This is a genomic window from Alkaliphilus flagellatus (assembly GCF_018919215.1).
Taxonomy (GTDB): Bacteria; Bacillota; Clostridia; order Peptostreptococcales; family Natronincolaceae; genus Alkaliphilus_B; species Alkaliphilus_B flagellatus.
Genome location: NZ_JAHLQK010000003.1, coordinates 150,792 through 172,950 on the forward strand (window position 1 = coordinate 150,792; position 22,159 = coordinate 172,950).

The 22,159-nt window shown below is 32.7% G+C and carries 19 protein-coding genes and 1 riboswitch; of the genes, 15 read left to right on the forward strand and 4 right to left on the reverse strand.

Annotated elements, in window-relative coordinates; genetic code table 11:
• Positions 1–600: 600 nt before the first annotated feature.
• The 9 genes from KQI88_RS08385 (at position 601) to KQI88_RS08425 (ending at position 10,085) form a co-directional block, all read left to right on the forward strand.
• Positions 601–2,559: an endonuclease MutS2 gene (locus tag KQI88_RS08385; protein ID WP_216416190.1), complete on the forward strand. Its 1,959-nt coding sequence runs from the start codon at positions 601–603 to the stop codon at positions 2,557–2,559.
• A 223-nt stretch (positions 2,560–2,782) separates the two neighbouring features.
• Positions 2,783–3,469: a phosphoribosylaminoimidazolesuccinocarboxamide synthase gene (locus KQI88_RS08390; protein ID WP_216416193.1), complete on the forward strand. Its 687-nt coding sequence runs from the start codon at positions 2,783–2,785 to the stop codon at positions 3,467–3,469.
• Positions 3,470–3,579: 110 nt separating this feature from the next.
• Entirely contained in the window at positions 3,580–4,323 is a 744-nt protein-coding gene (gene ymfI, locus KQI88_RS08395) for an elongation factor P 5-aminopentanone reductase (RefSeq protein ID WP_216416195.1), read from the forward strand.
• A gap of 93 nt (positions 4,324–4,416) precedes the next feature.
• A riboswitch (TPP riboswitch) is annotated at positions 4,417–4,530 on the forward strand.
• Between the two features lie 232 nt (positions 4,531–4,762).
• Positions 4,763–5,272: an energy coupling factor transporter S component ThiW gene (gene thiW, locus KQI88_RS08400; RefSeq protein WP_216416197.1), complete on the forward strand. Its 510-nt coding sequence runs from the start codon at positions 4,763–4,765 to the stop codon at positions 5,270–5,272.
• Positions 5,269–6,069, forward strand: coding sequence for a bifunctional hydroxymethylpyrimidine kinase/phosphomethylpyrimidine kinase (gene thiD, locus KQI88_RS08405; protein ID WP_216416199.1), 801 nt, complete (start codon positions 5,269–5,271; stop codon positions 6,067–6,069). Before thiW ends, thiD begins: the two co-directional genes overlap by 4 nt.
• Positions 6,070–6,102: 33 nt before the next feature.
• On the forward strand, positions 6,103–6,921 hold the full coding sequence (thiM, locus tag KQI88_RS08410) for a hydroxyethylthiazole kinase (RefSeq protein ID WP_216416201.1): 819 nt from the start codon (positions 6,103–6,105) through the stop codon (positions 6,919–6,921).
• The gene (gene thiE, locus KQI88_RS08415) at positions 6,908–7,543 is read left to right on the forward strand and encodes a thiamine phosphate synthase (RefSeq protein WP_216416204.1); all 636 of its coding nucleotides are present in this window, start codon (positions 6,908–6,910) and stop codon (positions 7,541–7,543) included. The genes thiM and thiE overlap by 14 nt, the downstream gene beginning before the upstream one ends.
• 73 nt (positions 7,544–7,616) lie before the next feature.
• Entirely contained in the window at positions 7,617–9,032 is a 1,416-nt protein-coding gene (locus KQI88_RS08420; protein WP_216416206.1) for a sodium:solute symporter family transporter, read from the forward strand.
• 321 nt (positions 9,033–9,353) lie between these two features.
• A complete protein-coding gene (locus tag KQI88_RS08425) occupies positions 9,354–10,085 on the forward strand; it encodes a putative ABC transporter permease (protein WP_216416208.1) in 732 nt (243 codons plus the stop codon).
• Positions 10,086–10,265: 180 nt separating this feature from the next.
• On the opposite strand, the gene KQI88_RS08430 is transcribed toward KQI88_RS08425, so the two are convergent.
• A complete protein-coding gene (locus KQI88_RS08430; RefSeq protein WP_330656148.1) occupies positions 10,266–10,769 on the reverse strand; it encodes an HDIG domain-containing metalloprotein in 504 nt (167 codons plus the stop codon).
• Positions 10,770–11,135: 366 nt separating this feature from the next.
• Here KQI88_RS08430 and KQI88_RS08435 point away from each other — a divergent pair, with 366 nt between their 5' ends.
• From KQI88_RS08435 to KQI88_RS08460, 6 genes are all read left to right on the forward strand, one after another.
• The gene (locus tag KQI88_RS08435; protein ID WP_216416210.1) at positions 11,136–11,771 is read left to right on the forward strand and encodes a GntR family transcriptional regulator; all 636 of its coding nucleotides are present in this window, start codon (positions 11,136–11,138) and stop codon (positions 11,769–11,771) included.
• Between the two features lie 32 nt (positions 11,772–11,803).
• Positions 11,804–14,170, forward strand: a complete 2,367-nt coding sequence (locus KQI88_RS08440; protein WP_216416212.1) for a glycyl radical protein — start codon at positions 11,804–11,806, stop codon at positions 14,168–14,170.
• Between the two features lie 59 nt (positions 14,171–14,229).
• Positions 14,230–14,979, forward strand: coding sequence for a glycyl-radical enzyme activating protein (locus tag KQI88_RS08445; RefSeq protein WP_246579207.1), 750 nt, complete (start codon positions 14,230–14,232; stop codon positions 14,977–14,979).
• A 109-nt stretch (positions 14,980–15,088) separates the two neighbouring features.
• Entirely contained in the window at positions 15,089–15,532 is a 444-nt protein-coding gene (locus KQI88_RS08450; RefSeq protein ID WP_216416214.1) for a MarR family winged helix-turn-helix transcriptional regulator, read from the forward strand.
• Positions 15,533–15,667: 135 nt separating this feature from the next.
• Positions 15,668–17,401, forward strand: coding sequence for an ABC transporter ATP-binding protein (locus KQI88_RS08455; protein ID WP_216416216.1), 1,734 nt, complete (start codon positions 15,668–15,670; stop codon positions 17,399–17,401).
• Positions 17,401–19,272 (forward strand): ABC transporter ATP-binding protein, encoded by a 1,872-nt coding sequence (locus tag KQI88_RS08460; RefSeq protein ID WP_216416217.1) that lies wholly within the window; start codon positions 17,401–17,403, stop codon positions 19,270–19,272. The genes KQI88_RS08455 and KQI88_RS08460 overlap by 1 nt, the downstream gene beginning before the upstream one ends.
• A 90-nt stretch (positions 19,273–19,362) precedes the next feature.
• Here KQI88_RS08460 and KQI88_RS08465 read toward each other — a convergent pair whose 3' ends face one another.
• The 3 genes from KQI88_RS08465 to KQI88_RS08475 are packed head-to-tail and all read right to left on the reverse strand — an operon-like array spanning position 19,363 to position 21,982.
• Positions 19,363–20,682, reverse strand: a complete 1,320-nt coding sequence (locus KQI88_RS08465) for an amidohydrolase (RefSeq protein WP_216416219.1) — start codon at positions 20,680–20,682, stop codon at positions 19,363–19,365.
• Between the two features lie 11 nt (positions 20,683–20,693).
• Positions 20,694–21,161, reverse strand: a complete 468-nt coding sequence (locus KQI88_RS08470) for a hypothetical protein (protein ID WP_246579208.1) — start codon at positions 21,159–21,161, stop codon at positions 20,694–20,696.
• 11 nt (positions 21,162–21,172) lie between these two features.
• Positions 21,173–21,982 (reverse strand): DUF3100 domain-containing protein, encoded by an 810-nt coding sequence (locus tag KQI88_RS08475; RefSeq protein WP_246579209.1) that lies wholly within the window; start codon positions 21,980–21,982, stop codon positions 21,173–21,175.
• Positions 21,983–22,159: the final 177 nt, after the last annotated feature.

The window sequence follows — 22,159 nt, forward strand, 5'->3', positions numbered from 1 at the left end:
TTGATTTTTTTGAAATACTATTGCAAAATATGTAAATAGTAATATAATAAATATATATTATAAGAAAGGGAGTATGTTGATGTCCGAGGTTGTTTTTAACTAAGTAATTGAATAACGGGTCTTAAAGAATTTTAAATTTGCCTATTTATGTAGGTTTATTTGTTGTGGATTTTTTAGGACTTAAACTTAGTAAAAACGCGGTTCACAGTCTCCTTATAATATGTGAAGATAATAATCCGTGCTTTGTCACGGTATTTTTATGCCATTTTATTGTATGAATAAGCTTATTTAATAATATCTAATTATTTATTTGATATATAGGTTTAGTGTACAATTATTAAAGGAAGTTTTAGGCTATAGGTGAGCTCTAGTTACCTATAGCCTTTTTATTGCTTAGGAGAGTATAAATTTTTAGTTATTGAGAGATTTTTAAAGAAGTACAAGGTCAGTAATATTTTAAGCACTTGAAATTTTGAAGCTTAAGCTTTAAAATTGAGTGCGCCATGAGTCGATGCGATAGCATCAGACGAATTTTTTTACTAAGTTAAGATCCCTAAAAATCCTCTAGAAGTTTTTAAAAAAGAAATGGAGGAAATGAAATTGAACAGTAAAACAATTGAACTATTAGAATATAACAAAATAAAAGAAATATTAAAGGGATATGCCTTATCCAATATAGCTAAGGAGAGGGTTGAAAGGTTAGAACCTTTATTAGATCAAGCAAGCATCGAAACGGCTATGAAGGAAACTACAGAGGCTAGAGCTATTGTAAACATAAGCTCAAGTATACCTATTAATAGCTTGTCAGGAATAGATATTGTAAGAGATAAGTTCACTAAAGGCATGGTTCTTTCACCGGAAGATTTAGAAATGTTAGCAGGGCTACTAAAAGAAATAAAAAGACTAAAAATTTTTATGAAAGATAAGAATTATGTTGCACCTACTATTAGTCTTTATGCATTATCTACCTATGAACTAGATGAAGTAAGAGAAGAAATTGAAAAAGCTATTGTTAGAGGAAGAGTAGATGATAGGGCTAGCTCAAAGCTTTTTAAAGTAAGAAAGGATATAGCTATTTTAGAAAACAAGATAAAAATTAAGCTGGAAGACTTTTTACGGAATGACAGATATAAATCATATATTCAAGATTCACTAGTTAGTCAAAAGAATAATAGATATGTAATTCCTATAAAAACCGAGCATAAGAAACAGATAGAAGGAAGTATTCATGATAAATCTCAAAGTGGATCAACGGTCTTTATTGAACCAGAAGAAGTTAAGAAAATGCAGGACAAATTAGAAATGTATAGGTTCGAGGAAGAAAAGGAGGTCTATAGAATTTTATCAACTCTATCAGTCCTTGTATGTGAAAAGGAAAGGGAAATTAATATTAACATCGAAGTAATGAGTAATTATGACTTTATATTCGCTAAAGGTAAGTATAGTAAGCTTATAGATGGTAGAAGTGTAGATTTTAATAATAGAAACTATATCAATATTAAGGGGGCTAAACATCCACTAATTGGCAGAGTAGCAGTACCCTTGGACTTTGAAGTTGGCAAAAATTATAAAGGTGTAATTATAACAGGGCCCAATACTGGTGGTAAAACCGTTACTTTAAAAACAGTAGGACTATTAACTATGATGGCTCAATCAGGACTGCATGTTCCTGTGGATGAAGGCAGTGAAATAGCTATATTTGCTGATGTGTTAACAGACATTGGAGATGGTCAAAGTATAGAACAGAGTCTAAGTACTTTCTCTTCACATATTAAAAATATAATCACTATTTTAAATTGTGCAGACGAACATACCTTGGTAATATTAGATGAACTGGGAGCAGGCACAGATCCAGGTGAAGGAATGGGTATAGCTGTTGCAGTATTAGAGGAGTTATATAATAAAGGTGCTATTATATGCGCTACAACTCATTATAGTGAAATAAAAGAATTTGCTCAAAATCATGAAGGCTTTATAAATGGTTCTATGGCATTTGATATTAATACTTTAAAACCATTATATAAGCTTAATATAGGTAAACCGGGAGAGAGTAATGCATTTTTAATTGCCCTAAGACTTGGTATGGATGAAAAGTTAATAGGGAGAGCCCATACAATTACCTATAAAGAGCAAAAGGATTATTCTCAATATAAAGACCAATATGAAGTTATTATTAAAGATGAAGTAGAGGTAAAAAAGCATTTAGAACAGGTTGAGAAGATAAAAATAGGCATTAATAAAAGTAAAGAGGCTGAAAAGAGTAATAAAAAAGAAATGTTCAATGTAGGAGATTGTGTTTTTGTAAGCTCTATGAACAGAACAGGAATTATATGTGAAGGTGAAAATGCTAAGGGTGAGTACGGTGTTATGATTATGCAAAAAAAGATTAAGATAAACAAAAAACGCCTATCACTCTATATAGAGAAAAAAGAACTCTATCCAGAGAATTATGATTTTGACATTGTGCTTAAAACCAAAGATTATCGGAAGAAAGATAAATTAATTAATAAAGGACATGGAAAGGGGATTTCTATAGAGCTGGAGGAAAGAGATAAATAATTAATTAAAAGCTGGTGCAATATAGGCTATAGAGCTGTTTTCTTTATTACATGAAATTAAAATATCGTATAAAATACCTTAATAACTGTATAAACGTTCTAGTATATTCGTATATTTTTTAAAATTTTATATAAAACATTTGGTTTTTTGAAAAAATTTAATGTATAATAAGTATTATAATATATAACGGTTATAAAATTTAAACAAAAAGGAGCTAATGAATATGAAGCATGTTTATACAGGAAAAACAAAGGACGTATATGCTTTAGAAGACGGAAATTATCTACTTAAGTTTAAAGACGATGTAACAGGAGAAGACGGTAAGTTTGATCCGGGAGCGAACACAGTTGGGTTAACCATAGATGGAGCAGGCAAAGCAGGGCTTCGATTAACAAAGTTTTTCTTTGAAATATTAAGGGAAAAGAATATACCTACCCACTATATTGATGCGAACATTGAAGAAGCAACTATGACGGTAAAACCTGCTACTGTATTTGGTAATGGAGTTGAGGTTATTTGCCGTTACAGAGCAGTAGGAAGCTTTCTACGTCGTTATGGTATGTATGCTACAGAAGGTCAACCATTAGATGGCTTTGTGGAAGTTACACTTAAGGATGATATCCGTCAAGACCCGCCTATTTCAGAAGATGCTCTTCATATGCTAGGTATTTTATCTAGAGAGGAGTACAAAGTGCTGAAAGATCTTACTAAGGAAATAGGAAATATAGTTAAGGAAGAACTGGCTAAAAAAGGAATAGATCTATATGATATAAAGTTTGAATTTGGTAGAGTAGGAGGAGATGCCCACGTCGCTTTAATAGATGAAATCTCTGGTGGGAATATGAGGGCATATAAGGATGGAGAGTATATAGAGCCATTAGAATTAGAGAGATTAATGATAGTAGAGTAAAAAAATATAAATAATAGGCTCCATTATGGTAAAATTAAAGATATAAAGCCATAATGGAGCTTTTTTATAGTCTAGGAAAGTATAAATTTTTTAATTGCATAAGAAAGAAGATGAAACTAGTGAATAAAACTGTACTTATAACTGGAGGTTCAAAGGGAATTGGATCAGCAATAACAAAGCTATTCGCGCAGAACAATTATAATGTAATAATAAACTATTTAAAGTCTGAAAAAGAAGCTCTTGATTTACAGTTGAGCCTTTTAAAAGAAGGATACAATGCTTTGGCATACAGAGCGGATATTACAAAAAGAGATGAAGTTGAAGCTATGATTAATGAAGGTATAAAAAAATTTGGGACTATAGATGTAATAGTAAATAATGCTGGTATTTCTGAGCAAAAGTTATTTACTGATATTACAGAGCAGGAATGGGATAATATGATGAATGTACATATTAAAGGCATGTTTAATTGTTCTCAATGTGCCCTTCCACATATGATTAGTAGGAAACAAGGCAAAATAATAAATATATCTTCTATATGGGGTATGGTAGGTGCTTCTTGTGAAGTCCACTATTCTACAGCAAAAGCAGGAATAATTGGTTTTACAAAAGCTTTAGCCAAGGAATTGGGACCTTCGAATATTCAGGTAAATTGTGTTGCACCTGGTATTATTGAGACGGATATGAATAGCTTTCTTGATGAAAAAGAAAAGGAATGTTTAGTTGAATGTACACCTCTATTAAGATTTGGTAAGCCAGAAGAAGTTGCTCAAAGTGTTCTTTATCTAGCATCGGATAAAGCGGATTTTATAACAGGGCAGGTTATCGGTGTTAACGGAGGATTTGTTATATAATTTTAAAGCTATAGCTTTTGTAACTTATTTGTTTTTATTGATTATAAAAATACTATGTGTTATTATGTTGGTATAAAATAAAACTAAATTAGAATTAAACACTGGGAGAGCTGGAAAGGCCAGCTGAGAGAAAGACCCTATAATGTCTTTGATCCCTAAGAACCTGATCTGGATAATACCAGCGTAGGAAAGTGTATTTGTATTGGGCATTTTATTATATGCGTAATTAAGCACAAATCCTACAATTGGGTTTGTGCTTTTTTTATTAGTATAAGAAAGTATACTTTTTTGCTATAGTGAGCTAATTAAGAAAGCAGAAAGCTGGAAGTATTTTAAGCACTTGAAATTTTTAACGAATGTTAAAAATTGAGTGCGCCATGGGGCATTGCGTTAGCAATAGCGGAATTTTTCTGTTTTTTGCAAAAAGGAGAGTGATGAAATGGATTCAAAAAAATTAACTACAGCATCTTTATTAACGGCAATTGGGGTTGTAAGTGCTCACATTATTTATTTTCCTATAGGAGTATCAAAGGCTTTCCCGGTTCAACATGGCATTAATCTTCTAACGGCTGTATTGTTTGGACCAGGCTATGCAGTAGCAGTTGCATTTGTAATTTCTCTCATAAGAAATTTACTAGGTACTGGATCATTGCTTGCTTTTCCAGGAAGCATGATAGGTGCATTCTTAGCTGGGATTTTGTATAAAAGAACAAAGAAATCTTTTTATGCTATGGTTGGGGAGGTATTCGGCACTGGTATTATAGGTGCAATAGTTTCTTATCCAGTTGCAAAATATTTTATAGGAAAAGAGGCTGCAATGTTTGGATTTGTAGTGCCTTTTGTTTTAAGCTCCTTAGTAGGTGTAATTATAGGATATTTTATTTTTAAAATGCTTTTAAAAACAGGTTTTGTTAATAGAGATATAGAGAAAAGGAGTGCATTTAAATGAAAAAACTATTAACTATAGCAGGTTCAGATAGCTGTGGAGGAGCTGGAATACAGGCAGACTTAAAAACATTTTCAGCTCATGGAGTATTTGGAATGAGTGTTATTACAGCAGTAACTGTCCAAAACACTCAAGGAGTTTTTGGCGTACAGGATATTTCACCGGATATTATTCAAAGACAAATAGAAGTTATTTTTGATGATATTTCTGTAGATGCAGTTAAAATTGGTATGGTTTCTAAAACAGAAACAATAAAGACAATTGCAGAAACATTAAGTAAATATTCAATTCAAAATTTAGTAGTTGACCCTGTAATGGTTTCTAAAAGTGGGTTTCACCTATTACAACTGGAAGCTAAAGAAGCTCTAATAACCCATCTATTACCTATGGCAACGGTAGTAACTCCTAATCTACCAGAGGCTGAAGTTATTACAGGGCTAGAAATAAATACTTTAGAGGATATGAAAAAAGCAGCACATATAATCTATAAAATGGGACCTAAATATGTATTAGTTAAGGGTGGACATTTAGAAGATGAAGCTGTAGATATATTATACGATGGAACAGTATTTACTTATTATAATTCACCTAGAATAGACACTAAAAACACCCACGGTACAGGTTGCACATTATCATCTGCAATCGCATCTAACCTAGGTAAGGGACTTTCCATTGTCGAAGCTATAGAAAAGGCAAAAAACTATATAACCATTGCAATCGAAAATTCTTTCTCTATAGGTAAAGGCGTAGGACCTACGCACCATTTCTATGAGTTATACAAAAAAGCTGGACTTTTATAAGATAGATTACTTTCAAAGTGTAGGGGGTTAATTATGAAGTTATATGGATATCTTTATGAAATTCTTGAAAATGTAAAAAAGAATAAACCACTTGTACATCACATTACAAATTATGTTACAGTTAATGATTGTGCAAATATTGTACTAGCTTTAGGAGGAAGTCCTGTAATGGCAGATGACCCAAAGGAAGTTGAGGAAATGGTATCAATTGCATCTGCACTGGTATTAAATATAGGCACATTAAATGAAAGAACTATAGAATCCTTTATATTAGCAGGTAAAAAAGCCAACACATTAAATATTCCAGTAATATTAGATCCTGTAGGAGTAGGTGCAACAACTCTAAGAAATAAAGCAGTAGAGAGAATTTTAAGGGAAGTAAAACTATCTGTGCTTAGGGGTAATATGTCGGAAATTAAAAATATTTATGGGATAGAAGCCTTAACTAGAGGAGTAGATTCTATAGATAATCCATTAGATGGAGGAAAAGAAATAGCTATAGAGCTTTCAAAAAGGTTGGGGTGTACTGTTGCAATAACAGGAGCAGTAGATATTATTTCTGATGGAGAAAAGGTCTATTATATCAATAATGGCCATGAAATATTATCTAGCATAACAGGCACAGGATGCATGAGCTCATCTTTAATAGGTGTTTGTTGTGGTACAGGAGAAGAAAGCCTATATGGGACAATTGCAGGAATTATGATAATGGGTATTGCAGGAGAGAAAGCACATAAACGATTAAAAGAACAGGAAGGATTAGGAAGCTTTAAAGTTTACTTAATTGATGCAATAAGCAAATTTGAGGCAGAAGATATTAAAGAAGGGGGAAAGATTAATGAAATCCAATAGAAATATTAATTATGGGCTTTATTTAGTATCCGATAGAGATGTTTTAGATGGAAGAGACTTTATAAGGAGCTTGGAAGAAGCTATTTTAGGTGGTGTAACGCTTATCCAGCTTAGAGAAAAAAATGCTACTTCTTCAGAGTTTTATAGCCTTGCAGTTAAGGTTAAAGAGCTCGCATCTAAATATAATATTCCTCTAATAATTAATGATAGGATAGACATTGCTCTAGCAGTAGATGCCGATGGGGTTCATGTGGGGCAGGATGATATGCCAGCAAATGTTGTAAGAGATATTCTAGGAAAAGATAAAATTGTAGGAGTCTCTACTGCAACATTAGAAGAAGCCCTAAAGGCTACAGAAGATGGGGCTGACTATATAGGGGTAGGGGCATTGTTTCCTACAGATACTAAAACGGATACTCGTATTGTAACATTAGACCAGCTTAAAAATATTAAAGAAAATATAAGCATTCCAGTAGTTGGAATAGGTGGTATTAATGAAAACAATATAAAATCCGTAAGCGACACAGGTATAGACGGAGTTGCTATAGTTTCTGCTATATTAGGTAAGGAAGATATTAGGGAAGCAGCAGTAAAATTATATAATGATTTTGCGCGAAAATAAATAAAAGTTTAGTTCAAATGGGTCTTAGAACCCTCGGCTATGAAATAAATACAAATGCAGGAGGTATAGATTAATGATTTCATATTTCAATATAATGGCTTTATTGGCATTAACAGTTGTTACTTTTACTATTATAGGTGTTCTATATAGTAGAGGGAAAATAGAAACCATGGATGATTTTCTAACTGCTAGGGGCAGTACAGGATCGAAAATATTATCTGCCACATTTCTAGCCTCATTCCTTGGGGTATTTATATTATTTACACCGCCAGAAGCAGGGTCAATTGGTGGAATTATAACTATTATAGGCTATGCAATAGGTGTAGCTAGTCTTTATTTTGCATTTTTAGTTATAAGCCCTAAAATTAAAGCTTATTTACCAGAAGGAAGCACATTAAATGATTATGCTTTAAAAAGATACGGATTTAAGATGTATATACTAACAGTATTATTATCTATATTTTACATGTTTGTACATTTAGTGGCAGAGCTTACGGCAATAGGCTTGGTGGCATATGAGCTGGCGGAAGTACCCCTACTTTATACCGCTTTATTTATTGGAATTGGAACATTAATATATACAGCCTATGGTGGACTTAGAGCATCCATGTTTACAGATATGATTCAAATGGTTTTAGTGGTAATATTATTAGTAGTAGTGACTATTGGAGTTATATATTATGGTGGAGGAATTGGAGAAATCCTAGGTAAGGCTACTACAAATGCGCCTCATTTATTTGATTTTAAAAACTGGGGTGGAATTGAATATGGTCTAACACTTTGCATTGGAGTATTTGCAGCTAACCTATTTCATCAGGGCTATTGGCAAAGAGTATATGCAGGTAAAGATGATAAAACACTTAGAACATCCTTAATTACTTGCATATTAATTGCTCTTCCTATAATGATGCTAACTGGATTGTTAGGAATTGTATCAACTGGACTTGGGGTTGCAGAAAGTCCGTCAGTTGCACTGTTCTCACTAGTTTACAAACTTTTCCCTAGTGGACTAATAATAGCTGTTTTTATGCTAGCCTTAGTTTTAGTAATGAGTACGGTAGACACACTTTTAAATGCAATGGTTGCCACATTTACAATAGATAGCCAAAGGATATTTAAAAATATTAAAAAGGAATCTTTATTAACCTTTGCTAGGGTTATGACGGTGGTACTAATTTTACCTGCAATCTTAATAGCATCAAAGGGATACAGTGTTCTTTACCTTTTCTTTGTTGCAGACCTAGTATGTGCTGGAGTATTTTTCCCATTGTTCTTTGGACTCTTCAATCCTCATTTAACAGAAAGGATCGCGCTAGCAGCAGCTGTACTAGGAGTAGTTTCAGGAGTACCATTCTTTGTAGCTAACAAGCTATTAATAGCATTTGCACTGCCAGTTATTACTTCAGCTACTATATGTATAATTGGTTCTATAATTACCAAACAATCTAATGTTTCAAAGAACAGCCTAGCTCCTGCTAAAGATCACTAAAGTTAAGTGTAGAAAGGTTTTTAGCTTCCTTAAGATAAAATATATAAATAAAGCCAGCTCTTTGAAGTGTACTCCAAATGTTAGATATGAAAAACTAATATTTGGAGGTACACTTTTATTAGGAGCTGGTTTTATTTATAACACATAGGAAATTATGTACTTTCTAAAGCTGTGTATAAGTCATAATTTCCGTAACGTATTCAACAAAATCAACATTGAGAATCTTTGAAAAAGATTTTGTTATATTGATATAGAAAAGTAATAGTGGGTACATATATTAATTAATACTATTTGCACTAAATAAAGATTGGAGAGAGGGAATTGAATCAATATTTAAATCTACATACTATATTTTTAATTTTTATAGTTTATTCATTTTTAGGGTGGTGCCTAGAAGTTATATTTCATATTTATACCGATAAGAAGCTGATTAACAGAGGATTTTTACATGGACCTATTTGTCCTATTTATGGTACTGGATCAGTATTAATGATATTATTTTTAACACCACTACAAGACAATATTTTCTATTTATTTATGGGTGGATTCATTGTAGCTACTATTTTAGAATATATAACAGGCTATGTTTTAGAGATAGTATTTGATACAAAATGGTGGGATTACACTAATGAAAAGTTTAATTTAAAAGGATATGTGTGCTTAAGATTTTCGATCATGTGGGGAGTTGCATCAGTATTTTTAATGAGGGCTTTAAATTATAAAATACAAGAAATCATATATTCAATACCTAGCTTTATGATAGAGCCATTATATAATATAATCCTAGTTATTTTTGTTGTAGACGTTACTTTAACAATTAACTCTTTAATTGAGTTTAGAGCAATACTAAAAGAGCTTAAAGTAATTAAAGGGGAGCTAAGTCAAAAACTTAAAGAAAAAGATGGTTTATTAATACAGCGTAGAGACAAGGTATATATGAGATTGAAAAAACGACATATTAGTTTTTTAAGAATGTATCCTACCTTAACCAAAGATAAGTTTAGTGACTTAATTAGCGAAATAAAATCTAGGATAGAGGAAAGAAAGATATAAAGAAATATTTAATTACAAAATGGCTTTTATTAATTGCTAGAATATAGTATGTTATTATGTTAATGAAAATCAAAAACAAACAAAAATTAAGCACAGACTTTACAATTAGGTGTGTGCTTTTCTGATCTTGAAAATAGGCGAAATAAACAATTTTTCTATAGAAGATATTAAGGAAAGATGTTAGGAAATATCATCACTTTCCTTTAATATATTTAAAAGCATGTTATCTTCTACAACTTTATGATGATTTCTTATTATATATAAAGATTCTTCATCTAAATTAAGGGGTTTTAGGATTTTCATAGCTTTTGTTGGATGATTATAATATATATCTATTTTTTTTATATTTGCATATTTTTTTATAGTTCCTTTAGATAGCTTATCTATAATCACTAATATTGACTTGTCGATAATGTTAATATTCCCATCTGTTTTCCCTATATCATGTAGCAAACATATTTTTATAAACCAGTTCATATCTATTCCTAATATTTTTTTATCATTAATGATTTTAATGGCATTTTTAGCAACTCTTATGCTATGATGCTGTTCTCCTACAGATAATTTTTTAAACAGAGCTAATTCTTTTTTATTTAAATATCCAATTACAAATTCTTCATCAATCTTTTTAAAAATACTTGTAAAATACCAATAGAATTGTTTAATCCTGTATATTTTATACACCTTCCTCCATATAGTTTAATTATATTTTAATACAGTTTTAGAGTATTAACAAATTATAATAAACTAAAAGACCCACGAGTATTGTCGTCTCTATCGCCTAATATTGAAAATGCAATTATAGTACCTGTTAATACAGTTACAAATAATAATAAGGCACCAATAATTATGTGATAATAAGGAATAGTTGGATATATTATATGACTAAAATATATTAACTATAAGTTTTATTAAAACTAACAATATAAATACTATAGTTTCTCTAAATAATAATTGTATACAGTATATTTTATAAAATATAATTTACAAAATATTAAAATATATTATAATTTAAGTATGATGAAAACCAACGGATTTATAGAGAAAAAAATGGAAAGACGCAAAACAATGCCAGAGATCATCGTAGAAAGATTAAAGGAAGCTATTATAAATGGAGAATTGAAGGGAGGCCAGCAGTTAAAGCAAGATGAAATTGCTAAAAGCTTTAATGCAAGTATGATTCCAGTGAGGGAGGCCTTAAGGATATTAGAGGTACAGGGACTTGTGAAATTCTATCCTAATAAGGGTGCAATAGTAAGTGAACTTTCAGTAGAAGAAGTTGAGGAGATATTTGATATTAGAATAATGCTTGAAAAAGGAGCATTAGTATATGCCATAGATAACTTAGACAATAAAGATATAGAGTACGCAGAATATATTTTAAGGAAAATGGATGATCTAGAAGATGAAGAACACTTGAGTGAGCTTAATCTTGAGTTTCATAATGTATTATACAACGCTAGTAAAAAAGAAATATTGTTGGGTCTTATTAGCGATATGCATATTAAGGTTGAAAGATACATGAGGATTTATCTACTTAATATGGGCTTTCACCAAGCGTCTCAATATGAGCATTATGAAATATTAGAAGCATGTAAAAACAAGGATAAGGATCTTGCAACAAGGTTATTAGAACAACATATGGAAAGTGCTAAACAATCTCTAGTTACTTTTTTAAGGAGTTAGGCAAAATTAAATTATAAATTGGGGGAAATATTATGAGTACTGAGCGTATAGCTAGATTAAAGAAAAATTATATTGATACAAAGCCATCAATTTGTGTTGAAAGGGCTATTGCCTTTACTGAATCCCATAAAGCTACTGAAGGAGAGGCAATGATACTTCGAAGAGCAAAGGCTTTTAAAGAAGTATGTAAACAAATTTCTGTATCTATATTTGATGGCGAATTAATAGTAGGAACTCCAGGTATATATAGAAGGTCCGGATTTGTCTGTCCTGAGTTTTCATGGCAATGGGTAGAGAAGGAAATGGATGATTTTGAAAATAGAAGTCAGGATGCATATTTAATAGGCAAGGATCAGAAAGAAATACTTCGAAGAGATATATTCCCATATTGGCAGGGCAAGTCCTTAGAGGAAGCATTCCTTTCTACAATACCAGAGGAAACAAAAAAGATAGCCGTAGATACTGGAATAGTAGATAATGATTCAAAATGGAGAAGTGCTGTAGGAGAAATAACTCCAGATTATCAAGATATTATTTTTAAAAAGGGCTTTGGAGGTATTAAGGATGAAGCTATGGAGAAACTAGCAAATCTTGAACCTCTAACAGGTGATAATATAGATAAAATAAACTTTTATAAATCCGTAGTAGAAAGCTGCAATGGGATAATCACTCTCGCCGAAAGGCATTCTGAAAAGGCAAGGGAAATGGCATTGTTAGAAAATGATGCAAAGAGGAAGGAAGAGTTACTAAAGATATCGGAAATTTGTAATAATATACCTAAAAATCCACCCTCTACTTTCTATGAAGCAATTCAAACCGTTTGGTTTGTTCAATTAGGTTCAATTTTATCTGAAAACTCCTTAGCCCTAAATCTAGGAAGATTCGATCAATATATGTATCCTTTTTATGAAAAGGATTTAAGAGATGGACGTATAACAGAGGAAGAAGCCCAAGAGTTAATAGAAGCTCTTTGGCTGAAGCTTTCTGAGTGGGTATGGGCAATATCAAAAAATACAGCACAATACTTTGCAGGATATAATTCCTTCCAAAACTTAACAGTGGGAGGAAGAAGGCGTGATGGTAGCGATGCTACAAACGATATTTCCTATATGTGTCTTGCGGCTAGTAAAAATGTTAAAACTCATCAGCCGGGATTAAGTGTTAGAATACATCCAGATTGTCCACAGGAGTTTTTAATTGCAGTATGCGATCTAATTAGAGAAGGAACGGGTTTTCCAGCTGTACACAACGATAGAGTAGGTTCTCAAATGCTACTTGCAGCAGGCCTTTCTCCAGAGGATGCAAGGGATTGGAGCAATTGTGGCTGCGTTGTACCTCACTTTAGAAAGGTTGGGGAATGGACATCAGCTGTTAATATTAATTTTGCAGGGGCCCTAGAATATGCACTAAACAATGGTAAAAGTCGTATAACAGGAGAGCAGATGGGCCTTGAAATAGAAAAGAAAAACTTTAATAGTATTGAAGATGTGAAGGCTGCATTTTACAAGCAGCTATCTAACTTAATAAAACATGCAGTAGTTTCAACAGTTGTGGCACAGCAGATTCATACAGAGATGGTTCCAAGACCATTCTTATCTACTTTAGTAGATGGTTGCATGGAAAAAGGTATAGATTTAAGTAGAGGTGGAGCTTTATATAATGTAGGCCCAGTTTTAACAGGAATTGGGGTTGCAGACGTGGCGAACTCTCTAGCTGCAATAAAGGCTTTAGTATTTGATGAGAAAAAGATTTCAATAGATGAACTAAACAAAGCCTTAGATAGAAACTGGGAAGGATATGAAGACTTAAGAAAACAAGCCCTAGAATGCCCTAAATATGGGAATGATATTGATAAAGTAGATTACCTTGCAGTTGAGATTTCCGATTTCTATAATAGGGAGATTAAAAAATACAAGGACTACTTTGGTTCACCATTTAACTCCGCTTTTATGGGAATTTCAAATTATATCCCAACAGGAAGTGTAATAGGAGCCACACCAGATGGAAGATATGCCAAATCTCCACTTACAGAGGGGGTATCTCCCCATGCAGGTACAGACCTTACAAGTCCTACAGCTGCAATGAGGTCGGCTGCGAAAATTAATCACGATATTCATACAGGAGGTACACTTTTAAATGTAAAGCTTTCTCCAGAATTATTAAAGACTGATAAGAGCTTAGTTAACTTAGCTTCACTTATTAGGGCATACTTTGAACTAGGAGCATTCCATGTTCAGTTTAATGTTATATCCACAGAGACCTTAAGAAAGGCTCAAGAGAATCCAGAGGAATATAAAGATCTCCTTGTAAGGGTGGCAGGTTATAGCACCCAGTTTGTTAACTTATCAAGAGAAGTTCAAGATGCAATTATTGAGAGGACCACATACGAGAACATATAATTCTCACTAAACCATAGTGTAAGATTTAGAGTATATTTAATAGGATAGAAGGCGATAAAATGCAAAATTTAAATCACAATATTATGGGTTATGTATTTCAAACTCAACGTTGGAGTTTACATGATGGAGATGGTATAAGAACAACCATATTTTTAAATGGTTGTCCCCTAAGATGTAGCTGGTGCCACAATCCAGAATCCTGGACCAATAATTCTATACAGCCTATTTCAGTAGAAGATCTTATGAAAACTATTAAAAGAGATGCAGTTTTCTATAGAGCATCGGGCGGAGGAGTAACCTTTTCTGGTGGAGAGCCAACATATCAAACTGAGTTTTTAAGAGAACTAGTTAAAAACTGCATGCTCCTTGGAATAGATACAGCTATAGAAACAAGTGGATACTTTTCTTGGGATAAAACAAAGGATATACTAGAAGCATTAGACTTTGTATTTGTGGATATTAAACATATGGATAGCCAAGTCCATAAAAAGTATACGGGAGTAGATAATAAGCTTATATTGGAAAACATAATTAAAATAAGTAATATGGGCAAAAAGCCTGTAATAAGAATACCATTAATACCAGATGTAAACGATAATGATGAAAACATTAATCAAACAAGTGAGTTTATTTTAAAAAACCTGGAAGTGAGAGGAGTAGAAGTGCTTCCATACCACGATTACGGACTATATAAGTATAAAGACTTAGGTCTAGACTCTAAATATGAGTTTATAACGCCTACAAAAGAAAAAATAGAGAAAGTAAAATCTAGAATTAAAAAGCACGGTATAAATATAATTAATTATTAGATGGGGAGATTGTATATCTCCTCTTTTTTATTGAAAAAACCTTGACTAGTAAATTTTTTAGTGGTAATATTAAATGTATTTAGCCGACTAACTAAATGGAGGGATATAAATGGACTTTCATGATCCAGATTCGTTACAACATATTTTTTATCAAGTAATACGCCTTCATCATCAAAGAAGCCATATGCTCTTAGATAAAGTAGGGGTATATCCAGGTCAACCTTTTCTGTTATTTGCCCTATACCATAGAAATGGTCAGAGCCAGAAAGATTTAGCTAATAAACTTAATATTAAGGCGTCTACAATTGCTACAATGGTTAAAAGAATGGAAAAAGTGGGGCTTATCGAGCGTAGGCAGGACTTTGAAGACCAGCGAGTTTCAAGGGTGTATATTACTGAAAAAGGAATGGAAGTATGTAAAGAAGTTGATAAAATTAGAAAAGTTATAGAAATAGAATCCTTTAGTAATTTCACAGAGGAAGAGCAAATGCTGCTTCGTAGATTATTAATGCAAATGCGAGATAATCTTAAAAAAGTATGCCATAATAGTTAGCTGACTAATTATTAAGTTCCATTTACTATAAGAGATAACCTTGCTTATATAGATTAAAGCCTACGGTGATAATCTAAAGTATAAAACATTAAAAAGGATAAACTGATATATGTTTTACGACAGGAGATGATAATAATGCTTAAACTATTTAAATTTTTAAAACCCTATCGTCTGTCGGTTATGGCAGCTTTAGGACTAATATTTCTACAAGCCATTTCGGAATTATACCTACCTACATTAATGGCAAACATTGTTGACATAGGTGTAGTCGATGGAGATACAGCCTATATATTTAAAGTAGGTATTTTGATGATACTAATTGCTATAGGAGGAACTCTATGTGCAATTGTATCTAGCTATTTGTCAGCAAAAACTTCCACAGCCTTTGGCAGGGATCTTCGAGGTCAAGTTTTTAAAAGAGCAGAAGATTTTTCTCTTAATGAATTTGACAAAATAGGGGCATCATCTCTCATTACTAGAACCACAAACGATATTACACAAATACAACAGGTAGTGATGATGTCTCTTAGAATGATGGCAAGAGCACCGATGATGGCTATTGGTGGTATTATTATGGCAGTTTCTAAAAATGCAAAACTATCATTAGTTATTGTATTTGTTATACCTATAATTTTATTAGGAATACTTGCTGTAGCTAAAAAAGGGGTGCCGCTATTTAAAGTAATGCAGACCAAGCTTGATAAGTTAAATCAAGTGCTAAGAGAAAACCTTATGGGAGTTAGAGTAATTAGAGCTTTTAATAGAATAGATCACGAAAAGAAGCGATTTAAAGAAGCAAACTATGATCTTACAAGTACAGCCATTAAGGTTAATAAGTTAATGTCAGCATTAATGCCAACTATGTCTTTAATACTTAACTTTACAACAATAGCTGTAATATGGTTTGGTGCTATAAAAATTGACAGCGGAGCTATGCAAGTAGGGGACTTAATGGCATTCATTCAATATGTAACGCAAATTATGTTTGCTTTAATTATGGTTTCTATGATGTTTGTAATGATACCTCGTGCTTCTGCATCTGCAGTGAGAATTAATGAGGTACTTGATACGATTCCAGAAATAAAGGATCCAGCAAAATCTAGTATTACTGATGCAACAAGTACAAGTGGATTGGTAGAGTTTAAAAATGTAATATTTAGTTACCCTGGTGCAGAAGAGCCAGCTATAAATGATATTTCATTTACCGCAAGACCTGGTAAAGTTACAGCCATTATTGGAGGTACTGGATCAGGAAAATCAACATTATTAAATCTTATTCCTAGATTTTATGATATAGATAGCGGAAGTATTTTACTAGATGGAGTAGATATAAGGCAAATGGAACAAAAAAACCTTCGTAACAAAATAGGTTTTGTTCCTCAGAAGGCAGTGCTTTTCACAGGAACAATTGCAGAAAATATTAGATATGGAAAAGAAGATGCAACAGATGAAGAGGTAAGGTTGGCAGCAGAAATAGCTCAAGCTACCGAGTTTATATCAAATATGAAGGATGGATTTGATTCTGTTATTGCACAGGGTGGAACCAATGTTTCTGGTGGACAAAAACAGAGACTTTCTATTGCAAGAGCTTTAGTAAGAAGACCAGAAATATATTTATTTGACGATAGTTTTTCTGCCCTCGACTTTAAAACCGATGCAAAATTACGTGGTGCTTTAAAAGGTGAAACCACTAATTCTACACTAATCATAGTTGCACAAAGGGTAAGTACTATTATAGATGCAGATCAAATAATAGTTTTGGATAAGGGTAAAATTGCAGGAGTAGGAAATCATGAAGAACTCTTGAAAACCTGTGACGTTTATAGGGAGATTGTATATTCTCAGCTTTCAGAGGAGGAGATTGCCTAATGAAAGATAATAGACAACAAAAACCAACGATAAGGCCAGGTGGTGGTCACGGTAGAGGACCAATTATGGGTATGCCTACCGAAAAGGCAAAAGATTTTAAAGGGACACTTAGAAGATTGTTAAGTTATTTGAAACCATTTAGGCTTCAACTTACTATAGTAATGCTAACTGCAATACTAAGCACAGGATTTAGCATACTTAGTCCGAAGATTATGGGTAAGGCAACAACTAAACTTTTTGAAGGAACAATAAAAAGGATAGAAGGAGTAGCTGGAGCTAGTATAGACTTTGATTATATATTAAGAATACTATTTATTTTAGGGGTATTATACATTGTTAGTGCTGTTTTTAGCTATATACAACAACTAATTATGGCTACAGTTGCACAAAAAACTGTATATAATATGCGTAACGATGTAAATGATAAGCTTTCCAGGCTACCACTTAAGTTTTTTGACTCTCATACCCACGGAGAAATATTAAGCCGAATAACCAATGATGTTGATAATATAAGCAATACTTTGCAACAAAGCATTACCCAGCTTATTACATCATTAATAACCCTTGTAGGTATAGTAGTTATGATGCTTACTATCAGCCCTGTTATGACTTTGATTCTGGTTGTAACACTACCACTATATGTACTAGTAACAAAGTCTGTAGCTAAACGTTCTCAGAAATACTTTTTACAGCAACAAAAGACTTTGGGAGAGCTTAATGGACATATAGAGGAAATGTATACTGGACATAAAATAGTTAAGGCTTTTTCTAGGGAGGAAAAGTCAATAGAGCATTTCGACAAAATTAATGAAACACTCTATGATGCAGGCTGGAAGGCCCAATTTATTTCGGGCGTAATTATGCCCCTTATGTCCTTTGTTAATAATATTGGATATGTTATTATTTCTGTTGTTGGGGGTATTTTAGCAATTAAAAATGCAATTCAAATAGGAGATGTTCAGGCTTTTATACAATATTCAAGACAGTTTACACAGCCAATAGTTCAAACAGCTAATATAGCTAATATTTTGCAATCTACTATAGCGTCAGCGGAGCGTGTTTTTGAACTTCTAGATGAGGTTGAGGAAATTCCAGATAGTGAAGATAGTATGGTTATTAAAATGCCTAAGGGAGAAGTTGCTTTCCAAAATGTAAAGTTTGGATATAAAGAAGAAGAGCCTTTAATAGAAGATATGAATATAGATGTAAAACCAGGTCAAACAATTGCTATTGTAGGACCAACTGGAGCAGGTAAAACTACCCTTGTGAATCTTTTAATGCGTTTTTATGAAATAGGTGAAGGGAAAATTACCGTTGATGGTTTTGATATTAGAGATTTAAATAGAGGACATTTAAGAAGTATATTTGGTATGGTCCTGCAAGACACATGGCTATTTAATGGTACTATAAAAGACAATATAGCCTACGGTAGAAAAGACGCCACTGATGAAGAGATTGTTAAGGCAGCTAAGGCAGCTCATGCGGACTATTTTATTAGAACTCTTCCGGATGGGTACGAAACAATACTTGGAGAAGAGGCATCTAATATCTCTCAAGGTCAAAAACAACTTCTTACAATTGCTCGCGCAATACTTGCTGATCCAGCAATATTAATTTTAGATGAGGCTACAAGTAGTGTAGATACAAGAACAGAAGTTTATATACAAAAAGCTATGAACACACTGATGGAAGGAAGAACAAGCTTTGTAATAGCCCACAGATTGTCTACAATAAGAGATGCAGATCTAATATTAGTTATGAACGAAGGTAGTATTATTGAAAAGGGTAATCATAAAGAGCTCTTAGCTCGGCAAGGTTTTTATGCAGATCTGTATAATAGTCAGTTTACTGGTGGAAAAAAATTAGCTTAACAATAAGTAAAAAATAATCTGACCATACATATGGCCAGATTATTTTTTATAGTCTAGGAAAATATAATTTTCTACCTATACACTTATTTCTTATGCTTTTATAACTTTGCTAACACTCTCCATAAATTCTAAGTATTCTTCCTTAGTCATTTTAGGAGTAAAGTTTTCTAATATGGAATTTCCAATGCTTGCATTGTTAAATAATAAGTCAACTACAGTGAGAGCCATTGCTTTTGCAGGAACAATGTAAGCCAATTCCTCATCAATTATTTCATACTCTCTAGAGTGAAGGCTTCCTTTTATTCCTCCTATCATTGGATGAAGGGTTGGCATCAACTGAGATACGTCACCAAAGTCAAATGAACCTGTAAAATCACCACCATCTAGTACTTGCTCTTCATTAATTCCAATGTTTACTAAATTGTCTTTAAACAACCGGTCTAATTCTTTATATCTTAATATAGGCAAATATCCTGGAATCTCAGTAATTTCGATTTGTGCCCCTACAGCAGAAGCACCAGCTATTAAGGCACGATTAACCTTACTGTTGGCATCAAGCATTCCATTGATTGTTCTAGCTCTTACATAGGATTCCATTTTAACATCTGCAGGAACAACGTTAACAATATCTCCACCCTTAGTTATGATAGGATGGAATCTTACCTTGTCACTTTCTTTAAAAGTTTCTCTTTGAGCATGTACATTATTTAAAGCAAGCATTGCAGCATTTAAAGCATTTATACCTTCTTCAGGGGCAGAGCCAGCGTGGGATTCCTTACCAATGAAATTAATCTTCTTGCCTATAAAACCATTACTTACAGGACCAACTAAGGCTTTATTATCTCCCATATCTAGAGCATGAAACATCATAGAAATGTCTACATTATCAAAATAGCCACGATAAATAAGCTCTTGTTTTCCACCAAAGTATTTTATTTTCTCATCTTTTCTTAATTTATCTCTATACTCAAGCTCTATAAACTCTTCAGCAGGAGTTGCTATAAACTCTATTTTACCATCTAAGCTATCAATCGCACCTGATAAAATAAGTCCTACTGCTGCTCCAAGCATTCCGGCTATTTGAATATTATGACCGCATGCATGAGTAGCTCCTATTTCGTTAGCATCTTTATGGTCTATACAAGAGATAGCATCCAGCTCTGCTAAAATAGCTATTCTAGGTCCTGATTTATGGGAATTTACTTCTGCTCTACAGCCTGTAATTGCAATGTTTTCTTCTACATCCAGTTTTAATTCATTTTTCATGAACTCAACTACAGCTTTAGTAGATTCAAACTCTTTATATCCGTACTCAGGACTCGAATATATTTTTTTACCGATTTTAATAATTTTTTCCCTATTACTATCAATGGTTTCTACGACCTGTTTTTTTAATTGATCCTTATCCATTTTTTTACCTCCTAAATTTTACCTTGAAGTTTTAATACTAAATGTGCAATACTTGCACAGGCAAAGAAAACAGTTGTAAATACAACGACAGATATTATTACAATCTTCCAAGACATCTCTTTTAGGTCATCTATTTTGTTACCTACAGAAATTCCTGCAAAAGCTAGAATAGGAGTGGTAATACTTAGAAAATTAATATTATTTGTTTGTTCTAGAAAAACCTTAGATGTAGGACTAGCTGGCAAGCTTAGCAATAATCCTATAATTGTAGCCCAACCAAAGGCTGGAAAAATAGATTTTGGAAAAATATCCTTAACTAATAAGGCACTCATAGCGGCTAATATTAAGAGTACCATACCAGGAAATGCCTTAGTTATAGAAATACCTAAGCCTATCCATTGACCAGCTAGAATCATCATCCCAACAAGAGACATTATCAATAGTTGATAAGAGCTCTTTTTTATTTCAATTTTACTCATTATATTACCTCCTATTTCTTAGAAAATTTAGGTTCAAGAATTTTATAATACCAATTAGCAAATGGAAGAGCAATGAAGATTAAAAAGTTAATGCCTGTAATACCAGAGAGCATATTACTTGTTGCTCCATAAGCTACAACAGTTTCGGCCATTTCTGGAGGAACTACAGCGGCTAATGAAGATGCAGCAGCAGTCATCATGCTTCCACTTCCCACACCAGTAGCCATACCTAGTGCATAGGGATGAAGTCCACTATAAATTGAAACAGAACCCAAAATACTAAAGTAAATTGTACCAAGTACTGTTCCAACTAAATAGGTACCAAGTACACCACTACCTTCTGGTGAATTTATTCCATATTTTTCAGTTATTACACCTAAAGAAGGCTCTCTACTTATACTACTGGTAGCGCCGATAGCCTCTCTTTTTAGCCCTAATAATAGAGCTAAAGGTAAAGCTATTAATGGAGATAAAATATGTCCTAACTCTTGAGCCAAAAATGCAGGACCCGCTTGAATTATTTTATCTATATTAGGACCAACCAATGTGCCGTATTTAATGCCAAGAATGATAAGAGCAATACCGACTACTTCTCCAGCTAAGTTGATTTCTTTTTCATTTATAAGCTTTTTTAAAAAAGAAAGCTTTTTGCCTAAAAGATCTGGAGTTATTAAAATACCTAAAATAACTGCATAAAGCATAGGAAAGAAAACTATAGCAGCTCCTCCTATTTTAATTTCAGTTTGCCCTATAGCTTCACATAAAACAACTATTATTGCTACTATTACAAACAACTTAATAAAAACATTTTTTTGCTTCAAAAAAAGACCTCCCTTTACTAAATAAATTTTTTAGTGTGCTCTTTTCCTATTCAATTAAATATAAAAAATACATGACCTAAATAGGCCTTAAATATTCTTAATATAAATAAAATTAATACAAAATGATTTGTTAACATAAAATATTATTCTTAAAACTTTATTTTGTATAATAAAGTC

Bases quoted from the DNA above. Each gene is read 5' to 3' on its own strand.
- KQI88_RS08470 (WP_246579208.1), bottom strand. From the start codon at position 21,161: ATGAGTAAAATTGAAATAAAAAAGAGCTCTTATCAACTATTGATAATG.
- thiE (WP_216416204.1), top strand. From the start codon at position 6,908: ATGAAATCCAATAGAAATATTAATTATGGGCTTTATTTAGTATCCGAT.
- KQI88_RS08460 (WP_216416217.1), top strand. From the start codon at position 17,401: ATGAAAGATAATAGACAACAAAAACCAACGATAAGGCCAGGTGGTGGT.
- ymfI (WP_216416195.1), top strand. From the start codon at position 3,580: ATGAAACTAGTGAATAAAACTGTACTTATAACTGGAGGTTCAAAGGGA.
- KQI88_RS08440 (WP_216416212.1), top strand. From the start codon at position 11,804: ATGAGTACTGAGCGTATAGCTAGATTAAAGAAAAATTATATTGATACA.
- KQI88_RS08445 (WP_246579207.1), top strand. From the start codon at position 14,230: ATGCAAAATTTAAATCACAATATTATGGGTTATGTATTTCAAACTCAA.
- KQI88_RS08465 (WP_216416219.1), bottom strand. From the start codon at position 20,682: ATGGATAAGGATCAATTAAAAAAACAGGTCGTAGAAACCATTGATAGT.
- KQI88_RS08455 (WP_216416216.1), top strand. From the start codon at position 15,668: ATGCTTAAACTATTTAAATTTTTAAAACCCTATCGTCTGTCGGTTATG.
- thiW (WP_216416197.1), top strand. From the start codon at position 4,763: ATGGATTCAAAAAAATTAACTACAGCATCTTTATTAACGGCAATTGGG.
- KQI88_RS08435 (WP_216416210.1), top strand. From the start codon at position 11,136: ATGGAAAGACGCAAAACAATGCCAGAGATCATCGTAGAAAGATTAAAG.
- KQI88_RS08420 (WP_216416206.1), top strand. From the start codon at position 7,617: ATGATTTCATATTTCAATATAATGGCTTTATTGGCATTAACAGTTGTT.
- thiM (WP_216416201.1), top strand. From the start codon at position 6,103: ATGAAGTTATATGGATATCTTTATGAAATTCTTGAAAATGTAAAAAAG.
- KQI88_RS08450 (WP_216416214.1), top strand. From the start codon at position 15,089: ATGGACTTTCATGATCCAGATTCGTTACAACATATTTTTTATCAAGTA.
- thiD (WP_216416199.1), top strand. From the start codon at position 5,269: ATGAAAAAACTATTAACTATAGCAGGTTCAGATAGCTGTGGAGGAGCT.
- KQI88_RS08390 (WP_216416193.1), top strand. From the start codon at position 2,783: ATGAAGCATGTTTATACAGGAAAAACAAAGGACGTATATGCTTTAGAA.